Origin of the sequence: Streptomyces sp. NPDC059534 (assembly GCF_042743475.1) — a bacterium.
In the GTDB taxonomy this organism is placed as follows: Bacteria; Actinomycetota; Actinomycetes; order Streptomycetales; family Streptomycetaceae; genus Streptomyces.
The window spans coordinates 105,444-121,141 of record NZ_JBHWAQ010000016.1 but is presented as its reverse complement, the minus strand read 5'-3'; the positions used below and the strand labels follow the sequence as shown (position 1 = coordinate 121,141).

Annotated in this window: 11 protein-coding genes; 9 read left to right on the top strand and 2 right to left on the bottom strand. The window is 74.6% G+C overall.

The features are described 5' to 3' along the window. Positions 1-358 precede the first annotated feature (358 nt). The 3 genes from ACFVZH_RS20275 to ACFVZH_RS20265 all read left to right on the top strand — a co-directional run bounded on the left by ACFVZH_RS20275 (position 359) and on the right by ACFVZH_RS20265 (position 4,929). On the top strand, positions 359-3,091 hold the full coding sequence (locus ACFVZH_RS20275) for a Tat pathway signal sequence domain protein (protein ID WP_384898767.1): 2,733 nt from the start codon (positions 359-361) through the stop codon (positions 3,089-3,091). A gap of 71 nt (positions 3,092-3,162) precedes the next feature. Beyond that, positions 3,163-4,212, top strand: a complete 1,050-nt coding sequence (locus tag ACFVZH_RS20270; protein WP_384898765.1) for a rhamnogalacturonan acetylesterase — start codon at positions 3,163-3,165, stop codon at positions 4,210-4,212. A gap of 117 nt (positions 4,213-4,329) precedes the next feature. Further along, on the top strand, positions 4,330-4,929 hold the full coding sequence (locus ACFVZH_RS20265; protein WP_384898763.1) for a DUF4328 domain-containing protein: 600 nt from the start codon (positions 4,330-4,332) through the stop codon (positions 4,927-4,929). 32 nt (positions 4,930-4,961) lie between these two features. Here ACFVZH_RS20265 and ACFVZH_RS20260 read toward each other — a convergent pair whose 3' ends face one another. Next, on the bottom strand, positions 4,962-7,853 hold the full coding sequence (locus tag ACFVZH_RS20260; RefSeq protein ID WP_384898761.1) for a glycoside hydrolase family 2 TIM barrel-domain containing protein: 2,892 nt from the start codon (positions 7,851-7,853) through the stop codon (positions 4,962-4,964). A 252-nt stretch (positions 7,854-8,105) separates the two neighbouring features. Here ACFVZH_RS20260 and ACFVZH_RS20255 point away from each other — a divergent pair, with 252 nt between their 5' ends. From ACFVZH_RS20255 to ACFVZH_RS20230, 6 genes are all read left to right on the top strand, one after another. After that, positions 8,106-9,179 (top strand): LacI family DNA-binding transcriptional regulator, encoded by a 1,074-nt coding sequence (locus tag ACFVZH_RS20255; RefSeq protein WP_384898760.1) that lies wholly within the window; start codon positions 8,106-8,108, stop codon positions 9,177-9,179. Further along, the gene (locus tag ACFVZH_RS20250; protein ID WP_384898758.1) at positions 9,160-9,699 is read left to right on the top strand and encodes a SigE family RNA polymerase sigma factor; all 540 of its coding nucleotides are present in this window, start codon (positions 9,160-9,162) and stop codon (positions 9,697-9,699) included. Before ACFVZH_RS20255 ends, ACFVZH_RS20250 begins: the two co-directional genes overlap by 20 nt. Beyond that, on the top strand, positions 9,699-10,358 hold the full coding sequence (locus tag ACFVZH_RS20245; protein WP_384898756.1) for a hypothetical protein: 660 nt from the start codon (positions 9,699-9,701) through the stop codon (positions 10,356-10,358). The genes ACFVZH_RS20250 and ACFVZH_RS20245 overlap by 1 nt, the downstream gene beginning before the upstream one ends. A 152-nt stretch (positions 10,359-10,510) precedes the next feature. After that, positions 10,511-11,104, top strand: a complete 594-nt coding sequence (locus tag ACFVZH_RS20240) for a hypothetical protein (RefSeq protein WP_384898754.1) — start codon at positions 10,511-10,513, stop codon at positions 11,102-11,104. Positions 11,105-11,199: 95 nt separating this feature from the next. Beyond that, entirely contained in the window at positions 11,200-12,879 is a 1,680-nt protein-coding gene (locus ACFVZH_RS20235; RefSeq protein WP_384898752.1) for a rhamnogalacturonan lyase B N-terminal domain-containing protein, read from the top strand. Between the two features lie 124 nt (positions 12,880-13,003). Continuing rightward, entirely contained in the window at positions 13,004-14,521 is a 1,518-nt protein-coding gene (locus ACFVZH_RS20230; RefSeq protein WP_384898750.1) for a carboxylesterase/lipase family protein, read from the top strand. A gap of 29 nt (positions 14,522-14,550) precedes the next feature. On the opposite strand, the gene ACFVZH_RS20225 is transcribed toward ACFVZH_RS20230, so the two are convergent. Then, entirely contained in the window at positions 14,551-15,690 is a 1,140-nt protein-coding gene (locus ACFVZH_RS20225) for a pectinesterase family protein (RefSeq protein ID WP_384898748.1), read from the bottom strand. Between the last annotated feature and the right edge of the window lie 8 nt (positions 15,691-15,698).

Genomic DNA, 15,698 nt, shown 5'->3' with positions numbered 1-15,698 from the left:
CCCGTTGTGGGCCTCCGCCCGCCTCGTTGTGGGCCTGCGCCTACCCCCGTTGTGGGCCTGCGCCTACCCCGTTGTGGGCAATCGTCCGCCAGGGGCGGGACGGGTGGGCACAACGGACGGCGCCCCGTGCCGGGCCTGGGCTTCCGGGCCTGAACCCGCACCCCGCACCCCGCGCACGGTCCACTACACGGCGCGGGTCCAGCACAAAGGGCGGAGGCGCCGCCTAGGGCGCCGTCCCGTGTGCCCACCCGTCCCGCCCCGGCGGGACGCATGCCCACACGGGCGGTGGGCCGCGGCCACCACACCTCCCGCTTCCGCAGGCGTGCCGTCCCTCGGCATGCCCATGAAAGGAGTTCCCATGTCCTCCGTACCTCGCCGTTCTCTCCTCAAGGCCGCCGCCGTGGCCGGGGCAGCCGCGCAGTTCAGCTGGGCCCTCGGGCGCGGGGACGCCCGGGCCGCCGCGCCCGCCGAGACGCCGGCGGCCGACCGTCCGGCGACGGTCACCTGGCTGGAGCCCGGCGGGCTCGGCGCGGCCGCCGGGTCGACGTTCGGCGTCGCCTGGCCCAAGGGCGTCCACCCCGGCGACCGGACCTTCGCGCTGACCACCGCCGAAGGCGCCCCCGTCCCCGTCCAGACCTGGACGACCGCTCGCTGGCCCGACGGCTCCCTCAAGTGGACCGCGCACGCCGTCGGCCCCGAGAGCGCCGGGGCCGAGCGCTTCACGCTGGCCCCCGGAACCCCCGCGGCCGCCGGCACGTCGGTGTCCGTCACCGAGTCCGGCCGCCGGATCACCATCGACACCGGCACCGTGCGGGCCGTGGTGCGGAAGGACGGCGGGAAGCTCGTCGAGTCCGTCACCCGTGACGGCGTGAAGATCGCCACCGACGGCCGGCTCGTGCTGCTGCGGCAGAGCGACCTCGACGACGGCGACCAGGGCAACGCCAAGTGGGAGCGGTTCGACGGGGAGATCTCGGGCGCGACCGTCGAACAGAGCGGGCCCGTGCGGGCCGTGGTCCGTATCGACGGCAATCACCGCAAGGGCAGCCGGAGTTGGCTGCCGTTCTCGGTGCGTCTGTACTTCTACGCCGGTTCCGAGTCCTTCCGCATGGTGCACACCATCACCTACGACGGCGATCACACCAAGGACTTCATCCGCGGTCTCGGCGTCCGCTTCACCGTCCCCATGCGCGACGCCGCCTACGACCGGCACGTCCGTATCGCCGGCGAGGGCGCCGGCTTCCTCACCGAGGCCGTCCAGGGCGTCACCGGCCTGCGCCGCGACCCCGGTGCCGCCGTCCGTGCGGCCCAGGTCAAGGGCGAGAAGCTGCCCGACCCGGCGACCTGGGACCAGCGCGTCACCACCCGCATGCAGTACGTCCCCACCTGGGGCGACTACACCCTCGCCCAGCTCTCCGCCGACGGGTTCGGCCTGCGCAAGCGCACCAAGCCCGGCCACGGCTGGATCGCGGCCGGCGGCGGCCGCCGCGCGAGCGGTTTCGGCTACGTCGGCGGCGTGAGCGGCGGACTCTCCTTCGGGCTGCGGGACTTCTGGCAGAAGCACCCGGCCCAACTCGACATCAGGGGCGCCGCCGGCGACGAGGCCGAGGTCACCCTCTGGCTCTGGTCGCCCGAGGCCCAGCCCATGGACCTGCGCTTCTACCACGACGGCATGGGCCAGGACACGTACGCCGAGCAGCTCGAGGGCCTCAACATCACCTACGAGGACCACGAACCCGGCTTCGGCACCCCGTACGGCATCGCCCGCACCAGCGAGCTGATGTTCTGGGCCAACGCCGCCACCCCCGCCGCCGCGTCCCTCGTCGCCCAGGCGGAAGCCGTCCGCACCCCGCCGCAGCTCGCCGCCGCCCCCGAGGACCTGGTGCGCGCTCGGGTGTTCGGCGGCCTCTTCTCGCCCGTCGACCGCTCCACCCCCGCCAAGGCGAAGATCGAGGACCACCTCGACTTCCTCTTCTCCTACTACAAGGACCAGGCGGAGCAGCGCCGTTGGTACGGCTTCTGGGACTACGGCGACATCATGCACACCTACGACGAGGACCGGCACCAGTGGCGGTACGACGTCGGGGGCTACGCCTGGGACAACTCCGAGCTGTCGCCCGACCTGTGGCTCTGGTACGCCTATCTGCGCTCCGGCCGCGCCGACGTCTTCCGTTTCGCCGAGGCCATGACCCGCCACACCGGCGAGGTCGACGTCTACCACCTCGGCAGGTGGGCCGGCCTCGGCACCCGCCACGGCGTCCAGCACTTCGCCGACAGCGCCAAGCAGCAGCGCATCTCCACCGCCGTCTACCGGCGCCCCTACTACTTCCTCACCGCCGACGAACGCGTCGGCGACCTCATGCACGACCAGGTCGACTCCGACGAGACGTTTCTCGTCCTCGACCCCATCCGCAAGATCCGCACCGAGCCCTACACCCCCGACCGCCATGCCCTCTCCGTCGGCTTCGGCACCGACTGGAGCGGCCTCGCCGCCGCCTGGCTCACCGAGTGGGAACGCGGCGGTCCCAAGGCCGCCAAGGCCGAGGCGCGGCTGCGCTCCACCATGGAGACCATCGCCGCCCAGCCCAACGGCTTCGTCCAGGGCACCGGGCTGTACGACCTCGACACCGGCCGCTTCGCCGTCGCCCCGCAGCCGGTCGTCGGCGTCTCCCACCTCTCCGCGATGTTCGGCCTGGTCGAGATGTGCGCCGAGCTCATCGACCTGGTCGACATGCCCGCCTTCAAGAGCGCCTGGCTCGACTACTGCCGCTACTTCAACGCGAGCAAGACGGAGCAGGCCGCCCGCTACGGCCAGAACTTCGGCACCCTGCTGCTCTTCCAGGGCCACTCGCGCCAGGACGCCTACGCCGCCGCCCAGCTGAACGACACCCAGCTCGCCCAGCGCGCCTGGGCCAGGTTCGACAAGAGCGACGGATACACGGCGGCCATGGTCTGGGACAAGACGCCCGTGCGGGGCTCCGCCGCCCTCGAACCCGGCTACGAGCACCTGTGGATCAGCACCAACACCACGGCCCTGTTCGGTCTCGCCGCCATCCAGAACCTCGCCCTCGTCGGCGACCACCTGCCCAAGTGACCCGGCCGGCCCCGGCGGTTCCGGCGACCCGCCCCGCCGGACCGGCCCACCCGACCCCAGAGAGGCGCACGATGCGCAAGACCGCACTGCTCGCCGCGGCGGCGACCCTGCTCGGGACGCTCGCCGCCGCGCCGGCCGCCCACGCCGACGGCCCCTTCGGCCAGGGCCTCGACCACTGCGCGCCCACCGGCGGCGGGAGGCTCGCCTGCCACTTCGACGTGGCCCCCGGCACGTACGACGTCACCGTCACCCTCGGCGGGGACACCGCCGGCTCCACCGCCGTCGGCGGCGAGACCCGGCGCGCCCTGCTCGCCGAGACCGCCACCGCGGCGGGGGAGACCGTCCGCCGGTCCTTCACCGTGGACGTACGCGATCCGGAGGGGGAGCCCACCGGCCCCGCCGGCAGCCCCGGGCTCGACCTGGTCCTCGGCGGTGCGGCGCCCCGTGTCACCGCGCTGCGGGTCACTCCCGGCCCGAGGGCCCGCCGGCTGTTCCTCGTCGGCGACTCGACCGTCTGCGACCAGCCGGGCGACCCGTACACGGGCTGGGGCCAGCAGCTGCCCGTCCACCTGAAGCGGGGCGTCGCCGTCGCCAACCACGCGGACTCCGGCGAGAGCACCGTCACCTTCCTGGCGAACCCGGCGCTCTTCGACACGGTCGAGGCGGCGATCAGGCCCGGCGATCCCGTCCTGATCCAGCTCGCCCACAACGACAAGCAGACGGACGCCGTCACCTACCGCGCCCATCTGACCGGCATGGTCGAGCGGGTACGGGCCCGGGGCGGCGAACCCGTCCTCGTCACCCCGATCGTCCGCCGCTGGTTCAACGCCGACGGCACCCTGGACAACGGCATCGCCCTGCTCGTCAACGGCCTCGGCGTGGACCACCCCGCCGAGATCCGCGCCCTCGCGCACACCCTCGGCACCCCGCTGATCGACCTCACCGCCCTCACCAGGGCGCGGGTCGAACAGCTGGGCCCCGAGGCGTCCAAGGCCCTCTACCTGACGACCGAGAAGCGGGACAACACCCACACCTCGGTACGCGGGGCCACCGAGTACGCGGCTCTCGTCGCCGCGGAACTACGGGCCCGGGGAATCGTCCCGGAACCGCTGCTCCGGTAGGCCGAGTTCGAGGGGCGACGGCCCCTGGGCGCCCGGTCGTATCCCGCCTACCATGCGGATGATCACCGCCGCCGTGACCGACCACGGCGGCGGCACCGTATTCCGGGGGGATGTTTCATGGACGCGTACAACGTGCCCGTCGGGCCGGCCGCCGTGCGGGGGCCCCGCCACAGATTCCGCAACCCGAACGGACCGGCGCTCGTGGTCCAGTCGCTGATCGCCACCCAGGCCCTCACCGACGTCTACATCATCGCGAGCGGTGGCAAGGACTCGCCCTGGCTCGCCGAGGACATGGTCCCGTTTCCGGCCGTGCTCCAGGTGTCGTGCTGGGTCGCGTTCCTCGTCTGGTTCTTCCGCGTCCGCTGCAACGCCGAGGTCCTCGCCCCGGGCACCCACAAGTACACCGCGGGCTTCGCCATCGGCGCCTGGGCCATCCCGCTGGCCATGTGGTGGGTGCCGCGGCGCATCACCCTCGACATCCGCCGGGCGGGCGGCCCGCCCCGGGACGCCTTGCTGATCAACGCCTGGTGGCTCGTCTGGCTCCTCGACGGCCCGCTCTCGGTCGCCTTCCACTATCTCGTCCTCGGCCACTGGGACTACCGCAACCCGGTCGACCAGAGCCTCGGCATCCTGTGCGCGGTCCTCGCGATCGCGGTCGTCCGCCGCGTGACCGCCGACCAGCCCGCCGGGCCCCTGCCGTACTTCAACATGACCTGAGCCCCGGCCCCTTCGCGGGGCCGGGGAGAAGGTCAGGCCACCGGGGTGAAGGCGAGGGAGAAGGACGCCGGGGCCGCGTCGAGCCGGTATGCGGGAAGCACGCCCGGTCCGCAGGACTGGGAGCCGATGCCGTGCTGGGCGTGGTCGAGATGCAGCCACAGCGTGTCGCCCGCCACCAGGTCGGTGTCGTGGGCGGCGGCGTCCAGCTGCTCGGTGGTCCACCGACGGGCGGTGAACGCGAACGACGGCTCGCCCGCCACCCGTACGCCCTCGCCGCCGGAGGTCAGCTCCACCCATCGGGTGTCGATCCGGGCCCCGTTCTCCTGCGGTCGCAGGTACGGGGTCCGGAGCCCGTCGACCGGGGCCTCCCAGCGGCCGAGCCGGGCGGCGGCCCGGGTGTCCGGGTACGCCTCGCCCGGACCGGCTCCGTACCAGACGGCCCGGTCGAGCGCCGCCGGCAGGCCGAGCCGGACCCCCAGCCGGGGGAGTGGCACCCGCCACTCGCCGTCCGGCTCGACCTCGACCCGCAGCCGCAGCGCGTCGCCGTCCGACGTCCAGCGGTACGTGGTGTACAGCCCGATGTCGAGGGCCGCCGGTGCCACGCGTGTCCGTACGGTCAACCCGTCGTCCTCCAGGGCGACTTCGTCGAGACGGTGCCGCATCCGGTGCAGGCCGAGCTCGCGCCAGAGCGGTCCGTGGCGCTCGTCGGGCTGCCAGGGCGCGCCCTCGTCGTTGTCGGTCGGCGCCCGCCAGACGTCGAGGCGCAGCCCGGTGACGGGCAGGGAGCCCATGGCCACCGGCTCTCCGGTGCGGGCGTCGAAGACGCCGGGGCCGAGGGTGATCCGACCGGCCGCGCGCACGGGCCGTGGACCGCTCGTGCCGCGCGGCGCGGGAGTCGCCGGGGCGACGGGGACCTGACCCCAGGCGACCTCGTGCCCGGCGCTCGCCCACGCCGTGTCGTGCGCGAGCAACGCCCTTACGGTCCACAGCGTTTCGGCTTCGGCCGGGTGCGGGGGCGGGGCGGGCAGCGCCACCCGGGCGCTCGCCCCGGCGGCGAGCGGCGGGACGTCGAGCGGACCGGTGGCGAGGGTCTCGCCGTCGGCCAGGAAGGACCAGGTGAGGACGAGATGAGCGAGATCGGCGACGTCGTGGCCGTTGGCCACCAGGACCGTGTCCGGGCCCGCCGGGGTGATCCGTACGGGCTCGATCACCTTCTTGTACTCGAGGAGCCCCGGCGACGGCGTCCGGTCGGGGAAGAGGAGGCCGTCGCAGACGAAGTTCCCGTCGTGCAGCTCCTCGCCGAAGTCGCCGCCGTAGCCGTACCCGTGCACCGGATGGGCGAGTCCGTGATCGATCCACTCCCACACGAAGCCGCCCTGGCAGCGCTCGTGCCGCTCGAAGAGCCGCTGGTATGCGGCGAGTCCGCCCGGTCCGTTGCCCATGGCGTGCGCGTACTCGCAGAGGATGAGGGGGAGTTCGCGCCGGGACTCCGGGCCGCCGTCGGCCCGCCGGCCGATCTCGTCGACCTCGGCGTGCGGCGGGTACATCCGCGAGTAGACGTCGGTGTCCGCGCAGGAGCGGTCGCCCTCGTAGTGGATCGGCCGGGACGGGTCGCGGTGGCGGATCCATTCCGCCACCGCGGTGAGGCCGGCGCCGGTGCCGCATTCGTTGCCCAGCGACCACATGACGACCGAGGGATGGTTCTTGTCCCGCTCGACGAGGCGGGCCGCCCGGTCGAGCAGGGCCGGGGTCCAGCGTGCGTCGTCGACCGGGTTGCCCCGCCAGGCCAGGTCCTCGAAGCCGTGGGTCTCCAGGTCGCCCTCGTCGATCACCCAGAGCCCGTAGGTGTCGCACAGGTCGAGGAAGGCGGGGTGCGGCGGGTAGTGGGAGGTGCGGACGGCGTTGATGTTGTGGCGCTTCATCAGCTCCACGTCCCGCCGCATCGTCGCGAGGTCCAGGCTCCGGCCGTGCTCCGGGTGGAACTCGTGCCGGTTGACGCCCCGGAAGAGGATCCGGCGGCCGTTGACCTTCAGGACCCCGCCCTCCACGGCCACCGTCCGGAAGCCGATCCGCAGCGCGATGCGCTCGCCGCCGGCCGCGAGCTCGCCCTCGTACAGCCGGGGCACCTCGGCGCTCCACGGCTCGACCGGCACGGTGACGCTCTCCCCGGTGGCGAGATCGAGGCCGAGTCCGGGGACGGTGACCCGGCCCGGGACGTCGCAGTCCACCCGCAGGGTGCCGTCGCCGGTGGTGTGATCGAACGCGGAGTGGACGAAGAAGTCGCCGGGGGCGCCCTCCGACCGGTGCAGCAGGGTCACGTCACGGAAGACGCCCGGCAGCCACCACTGGTCCTGGTCCTCCAGGTAGGAGCCGGAGGACCACTGGTGGACGCGGAGCGCCAGGACGTTGTCCCGCGCCTTCAGGAGGTGTCCGACGGAGAACTCGTGGGCCAGCCGGGAGCCCTTGAAGTCGCCCAGTTCCGTGCCGTTGAGCCAGACCCGGGCGCAGGACTCGACCCCGTCGAGGCGCAGGACGGCGCCGCCGGCCGCCGGCCAGTCGGCGGGCAGGTCGAAGCGGCGCAGGTGGTCGCCGGTCGGGTTCTCGGTGGGGACGCGTGGCGGGTCGACGGGGAAGGGGTAGCGCACGTTCGTGTAGACGGGGCCGCCGTACTCCTTGCCCTGGAGCACCCAGTGGCCCGGCACCGCGACCGTCCCCCAGGCGCTCGCGTCGAACGCCGGGGCGGCGAAGGAAGCGTCCTCGGCGTCGGCGGTGGGGGAGAGGCGGAACGCCCAGTCGCCGTTCAGGGAGAGGGCGGCCGCGTCGGAGCGGGCGTACCAGGCGCGGGGCGGGAGCGTGCCGCGCCCGGGTGAGACGTCCTCGTGCCAGGGCGGTGACGGGGGCGTGCGCAAGGGCAGGGCGGACATGGTCCTCCTGTCGGAGAGCGGAAGAAAGCGGAAGAGGAGCGGAAGAGAAAGGTGCGATCCATGGCGCAGAAAGCGCTTGCCGTCCGAGGTTCATCCCACCGCGCGGAATGCCACCGCACAACCCCGCGAGGCCACCGGACCCTTGGACTCTTCGCGACCCGCCTGGACAGCTCGTCGAGCCGCCGCTTAGGGTCGGGAGCCGAATCGTCGGGCGGTCGCCCGGAACACCGGGAAACGCCCAGGAGCGCGCACGTGGTCACCCTCGCCGATGTCGCCCGCCACGCCGGGGTCTCGGCCAGCACCGTCAGCTACGTGCTCAGCGGCAAGCGCTCCATATCCGGCCCCACCCGCGAGCGCATCCAGCACAGCATCGACGCCCTCGGCTACCGGCCGCACGCCGGCGCCCGCGCGCTCGCCAGCAGCCGCACCGACATCCTCGCCCTGATGATGCCGCTGCGCACCGGCCTCTACGTGCCCGTGATGATGGAGATCGCGATGGCCGTCACCACCACGGCCCGCACCCACGGCTACGACGTCCTCCTGCTCACCGGCGAGGAGGGCCCCGAGGCCGTCCGCCGCGTCGAGGGCAGCGCCGTCGCCGACGCCATGATCGTCATGGACGTCGGCCTCGACGACCCGCGCATCCCCTGCCTCCAGGCCGCCGAACGGCCCGCCGTCCTCATCGGCCTGCCCGCCGAGACCGCCGAAGCGGCCGACACCACCGGACTCGACTGCGTCGACCTCGACTTCGAGGCCGCCGGCGCCCGCTGCGTCGAACACCTCGCCGCCCTCGGCCACACCGGTATCGCCGTCCTCGGCGAACCCCCCGCCGTCTACGAGCGCGGCACCGGCTTCGCCACCCGCACCCTCACCGGCCTGCGGACCGCCGCCGCCCGGCACGGCGTCGGGCTGCTCCACCGGCCCGTCGACGGCACCTACGCCGCCGTCGCCGCCGCCGTCACCCGCGTCTTCGAGGAACGCCCCGGCACCACGGCCCTCGTCGTCCAGAACGAGGCCGCCGTCGAGCCGCTGCTCGCCCTCCTGCGCCACCAGGGCCGCGCCGTCCCCGAGGACGTCTCCGTCGTCGCCATCTGCCCCGACCAGGTCGCCGTGCACGCCTCCGTGCCGCTCACCGCCGTCTCCGTACCCGCCCAGGAGATGGGGCGGCAGGCCGTCGAACGCCTCGTCGCGCGTCTCGCCGGACAGGCCCCGCGCGGCACGGAACTCATCGCGCCGCGGCTCACCGCGCGCGCCAGCACCGGCCCCGCCGCACCGGCCCGTCCCGCCTCGCCGCCGGAGGGCCGTCGTGGTCACGACGGACGCTGACACCGAGGACAGCGCGACGGAGTTCCGGGCCTTCTTCGAACGCCACTACGCCGAACTCGCGCGCCTCGCCCACCTGCTGACCGGCGAGACCGACGCCGCCGACGACCTCGCCGCCGACGCCATGCTCGCCCTGTGGCACCGCTGGGACCGGGTCCGCGCCGCCGACCACCCCGCCGCCTACGCGCGGGGCGTCGTCGCCAACCTCGTCCGCACCCGCATCCGGGGCACCGTCCGCGAACGCCGCCGCATCGCCGCCTTCTGGGACCGTCGCCCGGAGCACACCGAGGACCCGGACGTGCCCGCCGTCGTCGACGTCAGGACCGCCCTGCGCGCCCTGCCGTTCCGCAAGCGCGCCTGCGTCGTGCTCCGCCACGCCTTCGACCTCTCCGAACGGGACACGGCGCTCGCCCTCGGCGTCTCGGTCGGTACGGTCAAGAGCCAGACCGCCAAGGGCATGGCCGAACTCCAGCGGCTCCTCGGCCCCCGGGCAGCCACCGAACTCGCCGCGGGGAGGCGCTGATGGACGAGACACGGCTCCGCCGCGAACTGAGGGAGGCCGCGCTCGCGCACCGGCCCGACCACGCCCGCATCCTCGCCCGGGTGGAACGCGGGCTGGCCGAGCCCGCCCCGGCGCCCCGGCGCCGCCCGTCGGCGGGCCGCCGGGCCGGCCGCCGCTGGACGGTGGGCGCGGCGGTCGCCGCGGCCGTCGCCGGGGTCGTCGGCATCGGCGGCCTCGCCGCGACCACCCTGGGCGACCGGCCCGCCCCGCCCGCCACCGTGCTCCCCGCGCCCGGCCCGGCCGCCCGGGCGGCCGGCACCGTCGACCCCGGCAGCAACCGCTGGTGGGCGCAGAGCGACCTCGCCCTGACGACGGACTCGCCCGTCTCCGGCCTCACCGTCGAGCTGCGCGTCGCCCGTACCCCCGGCGTCGTGACCACCGGGCACTGGCAGACCCGCCCGGCCGACGACTTCACCGTGACGGTGTCCGAGCACGACGGCGCCCTCGTCTACCGGTGGACCCTCAGGCCGGGCCGCGACATGCCCCCGGGCCCCCACGTCTTCGCCGCCCAGTACAACCACGCCGAGGGCGTACGCGACGCCTCCGCCGACACCTACACCGCCGTCCTGACCGGCGCCGACGGCGGCCGCACCACGCTCCGGGGCACGTTCGGCCGCTGACCGGCCGGTGCCGCGGGCCCCCGGGGTCGTACCACCGCCTCGCCCGCGCGGGGGAGCGGGTTCCGTCCACGGCCCGATCCCCCGGCGCCCCCCGGCCGCGATCGTCGACACCGAACGGGTCGCCCGGCGGCCCACCGGACCGAGGACCGCCCATGCAGCACGAGCCCCTCCGCCCCGCCGCACCGTCACCCGCCCCTCCGGGCCGGATCCGCAGAGCCTGGCGGTCGGCCCACGAGCCCGTGCCCGGAGTCTCCCGGCGGACCCGGCGGCTCGCCTACGCCGTGCCGTTCACCGTCCTGCCGGCCGGTCTGTGGCGGCTGCCGGCGGCCTTCGACTCCGGGATCGGCGTCGCCGAGCGGCTCTACATCGTGTTCCTCTCGCTGTTCTCCGAGGCCGTCGCCTTCACCGCCGTCGGGCTCGTCGCCCGGTGGGGCGAGGTGGTCCCCGGCTGGGTCCCGGTCCTGCGCGGCCGGCGCATCCCACCGGCCGCCGTCCTCGTCCCCGCGGCCCTCGGGGCCGCGGCCCTCACGCTGCTGTGGACCGTGCTGGCCCTGGCCACCGAGGTCCTGGGCACCACCATCCGGGGCGACGCCCTGCCCCTCGACTACCCGAGCAGGGCCGGGGGCCGGCAGGCGGCGTTCTTCTACGTCTGCTACGCGCCGCTCGTGCTCTGGGGCCCGCTCCTCGCGGTGCTGACCGTGGCGTACGGCAGGCGTCGCCTCCGGCCGCCGCGCGCGGCCGTCTGAAACGTTTCGAAACCCCGGCAACCCTTCCCCCGGCGGCGGCGACACAGAGACAACCGGGAGCCGCCCCGTACCGCCGTACCGAAGGAGCCACGCCGATGAGCTCGTACGACATCACCGAACACACCCTCCGCCGCCGTACCCTGCTCGGCGCCGCCGCGGCCGGTTCGGCGCTGGCCGCCGCCGGGGGCATCGCCCCGGCCACGGCCGCGGCGGCCGGGTTCGGCTGGAGCGACGACGGCACGCAGTACGTGATCGACACCGGTGCCGGACTGGTGTTCAAGGTCTCCAAGTCGACCGGGGACCTCACCTCGCTGGTCTACAAGGGCAAGGAGTACGAGGGGTACGGGGGCAAGCACTCGCACGTCGAGTCGGGGCTGGGCGCCTCCACCGTGTCGCTCGCGCAGACCGGCTCCACCGTGCTCGTCACCGTCGTCCACGGCACGCTCCGCCATTACATCGCTGCCCGGGCCGGACTCGACAACGTCTATCTGTGGACCGACAAGGCCGACACGTCCTTCACCGCCACCCGCTTCATCGCCCGCCTCAAGCCCGGGATCTTCCCGAACGAGGGCCCCGACTCCTGGGTCGAGGGCGCCGACACCGTCATCGAGGCCGGTGACGTGTGGCAGCGGGCCGACGGGCAGACCCGCTCCAAGCACTACTCCGGGGTCCGGGTCATGGACTACGACCACATCGGCTGCACCACCGGCTCGGTGGGACTGTGGATGGTCCGCTCCAACCACGAGAAGGCGTCCGGGGGCCCCTTCTACCGTTCCCTGCTCCGCCACTCCAACGAGCTCGGCGTCGGACTGTACGAGATCCTCCACTACAGCCAGTCCCAGACCGAGGCCATGCGCTTCGGCCTCCAGGGTCCCTACCTGCTCGCCTTCACCGACGGCGGCGCCCCCGACCCGGCGCTCCGCGCCGTCGACCACGACACGTCCTGGGTGGACGGCCTCGGCATCCCCGGCTGGGTCGGTGCCGCCGGGCGCGGCCGGGTCGCGGGTGTCGGCCTCGCCGGCATGGCCGCGGACCACCCGTACACGGTCGGCTTCGCCAACCCCGACGCCCAGTACTGGACCCGCGCCACCGCCGGCACCGGCGCCTTCTCCTGCCGGGGCATGCTGCCCGGCACGTACACCCTCACCGTCTACAAGGGCGAACTCGCCGTCCACACCGCCGCGGTGACCGTCACCGCCGGGACCGCCACCGCCCTGCACACGATCACCCTCGCGAACGACCCGGCCACCGCGCCCGCGCTCTGGCGGATCGGCGACTGGGACGGCACCCCCGGGGCCTTCAAGAACGCCGCCCTGATGACGTACGCGCACCCCGCCGACGTCCGGGCCGCGTCCTGGACCGGGAACGTCGTCGTCGACGGGAGCGACGTGTCCGCCGCCTTCCCCTGCTATCTGTGGAAGGACGTCAACGACGGCGTCCTCGTGTACTTCCGGCTCACCGCCGCCCAGGCCGCCGCCGCGCACACCCTCCGGATCGGGGTCACCACGGCCTTCCTCAACGGACGCCCGCAGGTCACCGTCAACGACTGGGTCTCCGCCGTCCCCTCGCCGCCGGCCCAGCCCTCGACCCGTTCGCTGACCAACGGCTCCTACCGGGGCAACAACCACACCTTCACCTACGTCGTCCCGGCGAGCGCCTGGAAGACCGACCCGAGCCAGTACAACGTCCTGAGGCTGAACATCGTCAGCGGCTCCTCCGGTACCGGCTTCCTCAGCCCCGGCACCGCCGTCGACTGCGTCGACCTGCTGCCCTGACCGCGGGCGCCCGGGACCGGAGGCGGAACTCCCGCCCCGGGCGCCCGTATTGACACCGCAGACGCGTGAATCGCGGCGATCTTGGTGTTGGTGCGGGCCAGGGGCGCGATGCGAGGCTGACGGCATGGACATCTTCACGACGACACACGGCGCGGTACGGGGCTTCCGCGCCTCCGCCGACGTCGTCGCCGTACTCGGAATCCCCTACGCCGCGCCGCCGTTCGGCGCCGACCGGTTCCGCGCGCCCCGCCCGGCGGCCGCGTGGAGCGGAGTACGTGACGGCACGGCCTTCGGCCCCGTCGCCCCGCAGTCGGCGGAGCTCCCCGGCGCGCCCGTGTGGCGGCCCGGCGACGAGGACGTCCTCACCGTCAACCTGTGGACCCCGGCACCGGACGGCGGCTCCCTGCCCGTCCTGGTCTGGATCCACGGCGGGGCCTACGCCTTCGGCTCCTCCGCCCAGCCCGACTTCGACGGCGACGCGCTGGCCCGCGCCGGCCTCGTCGTGGTCACCCTCAACTACCGGCTCGGCTTCGAGGGGTTCGGGCACGTACCCGCCGGCGGACACGGCGAGTACCCCGACAACCGCGGCCTGCTCGACCAGGTCGCGGCCCTGCGCTGGGTCCGCGACAACATCGCCGCGTTCGGCGGCGATCCGCGCAACGTCACCGTCGCCGGCCAGTCCTCCGGGGCCGCCTCGGTCGCCTGCCTGATGGTGATGGACCGCGCCCGGGGTCTGTTCCACCGGGCCGTCGCCCACAGCCCCGCCAGCCCGCACCACCCGCCGGAGACCGCGGCCGCCACCACCCGCGAGGTCGCCGCCGCGGCGGGCTGCCCGGCCACCGCCGAAGGGCTGGCCTCCACGAGCCCCCAGGCCCTGGTCGCCGCCTCCGACCGGGTGGTCGACGCCTACCGGCGCGACCCCTCCTCGGGCTCCCGCCACTACGACCCCACGCTCTACGCCCCCGTCCTCGACGGCGACGTCCTGCCCGTCGACCCCCTCGCCGGGATGGCCGCCGGCGCGACCCGGGACGTGGACCTGCTGGTCTGCCACACCACGGAGGAGTACTGGCTGCTCGACGCCGTCGGCAGCAGCGCGAAGGTCACCACCGAGGAACGACTCGACCGGTTCGCGCGCGACTTCGGCCTTCCCGCCGGCCTGGTGGCCGGCTACCGGGCCGAGCTGCCCGACGCCCCGGTGCTCGACGTCTACCTCGCCGTCTTCGGCGACCTGCTCTTCGCCGAGTACGGCAACCGGCTGGCCGAGCGGCACGCCCTCGCCGGCGGCCGGGCGTTCCTGTCGCGCTTCGACCGCCGCCGGCCGGGCCCGCACGGGGGCGTGCGGGCCTGGCACTGCGCGGACGTCCCCTTCGCCTTCGGCAACGTCGACCGCGACGGCGCGGCCTTCCTCATCGGCGGCGCCCCCACCCCCGAGGACCACGACCTCGCCCGCCGCATGGTGCGCGCCTGGGCCGACTTCGCCACCCACGGGGACCCCGGCTGGCCCGCGGTGGAGGCGGGCGCTCCCGCCCGCGCCCACCGCTGGAGCACCGGGGAGGAGCCGGACGACGGGCCCGTCGGAGCCCGGCCCGCCGTCGTCCGGGCCCTGTGGGCCGGGGCGGACTTCCCCGTCCTGTGCCCGTGAACGGGCCGCCCGTGTGAACGGACCGCCCGTCAGACGCGGGGCCGCCGGGGCACCCAGTCGCCGAGGTACGCCGCCCGGGTCACCGTCGCGGCCTCGGCGGCCGGGAGCTGCGGGCGGTTCTCGGGGACGGTGACCGCGGCGCCCGGACCGGTGTTGCGGTACTCGGCGAACCGCTGCTCCTGCCACGGGTAGAGGTCGCGCATGTCGGCGTAGGGGGCGACGGCGTCGATCCCGGGGCCGAGGACGCTGTCCCGGACCACCAGCGACGGCCAGGCGGTGGGGTCGGAGCCGGGCACCCAGGGCCTGGCGAGCTTGTAGAAGCCGTCCGGGGCCTCGCTGCTGACCCGGCAGCGGGCGGCGAGGAAGCCGTACGCGTTCGGCCGGGCCGTGGACGGGGCGAAGACGAAGCCGTGCGGGGCCGCCGCCAGGTCGGTGCGGAGCAGCGTGCGGAAGTGGCAGTGCGCGAAGACCGCCCGGGCCCGGCCGAAGACGAAGTCGACGTCCCCCTCCGCGTAGCAGTGCGCGAAGTACTGGCGGGCGACGGCTCCCAGGGACAGGGAGTCGGCGTACAGGGTGTCCTGATGGCCGAGGAACCGGCAGTGGAAGAAGGCCGACCGGTCGCCCTGGACCTTGATCGCGACGGCCTGGGTGCCGGGATCGCCCGGCAGGTCGGCGCGGCGGAAGTCGTTGGCGAAGGTGACGCCCTGGGCGGTGAAACCGTCCGCCTGGACCGTGGTCGTCGCGGAGCCGGTCGTGCCGTGGGTGCCGCCCTCGGGCCGGGGCGTGCCGGCCGCGTTGGCGTACACCACGACGACGTCCCGGGGGTCCCCGGTCGCCCCGATCCAGGTCATGCCGGTACGGGCGGCGCTCACCGCGACCGTCTCGCGGTACGTGCCGGGGGCGAGCACCAGCGTCCAGCCGCCGCCGGACGCCGCGGTGACCGCCGCCTGGACGGTGGTGTGGTCGCCGAGGCCGCCGGGGTGCACGTACAGCGTCCGCTCGTCGCGCCGGGCGGCCGGCGAACCGAACCGGCCGAAGGGGCCCGGGGCGCGGTGCGGGGCGGCGGCCGCCGCCCGGCCCGGCAGGGCCGGGACGAGGGCGGCGCCGAGGCCGGCGGTGAGGAGGGAGCGGCGGCCGACGGCCCCCGCTCCGGTGGGGTGTGCGGGCATGCGGATCC

Bases quoted from the DNA above. Each gene is read 5' to 3' on its own strand.
- ACFVZH_RS20275 (WP_384898767.1), top strand. From the start codon at position 359: ATGTCCTCCGTACCTCGCCGTTCTCTCCTCAAGGCCGCCGCCGTGGCC.
- ACFVZH_RS20270 (WP_384898765.1), top strand. From the start codon at position 3,163: ATGCGCAAGACCGCACTGCTCGCCGCGGCGGCGACCCTGCTCGGGACG.
- ACFVZH_RS20265 (WP_384898763.1), top strand. From the start codon at position 4,330: ATGGACGCGTACAACGTGCCCGTCGGGCCGGCCGCCGTGCGGGGGCCC.
- ACFVZH_RS20260 (WP_384898761.1), bottom strand. From the start codon at position 7,853: ATGTCCGCCCTGCCCTTGCGCACGCCCCCGTCACCGCCCTGGCACGAG.
- ACFVZH_RS20245 (WP_384898756.1), top strand. From the start codon at position 9,699: ATGGACGAGACACGGCTCCGCCGCGAACTGAGGGAGGCCGCGCTCGCG.
- ACFVZH_RS20240 (WP_384898754.1), top strand. From the start codon at position 10,511: ATGCAGCACGAGCCCCTCCGCCCCGCCGCACCGTCACCCGCCCCTCCG.
- ACFVZH_RS20235 (WP_384898752.1), top strand. From the start codon at position 11,200: ATGAGCTCGTACGACATCACCGAACACACCCTCCGCCGCCGTACCCTG.
- ACFVZH_RS20230 (WP_384898750.1), top strand. From the start codon at position 13,004: ATGGACATCTTCACGACGACACACGGCGCGGTACGGGGCTTCCGCGCC.
- ACFVZH_RS20225 (WP_384898748.1), bottom strand. From the start codon at position 15,690: ATGCCCGCACACCCCACCGGAGCGGGGGCCGTCGGCCGCCGCTCCCTC.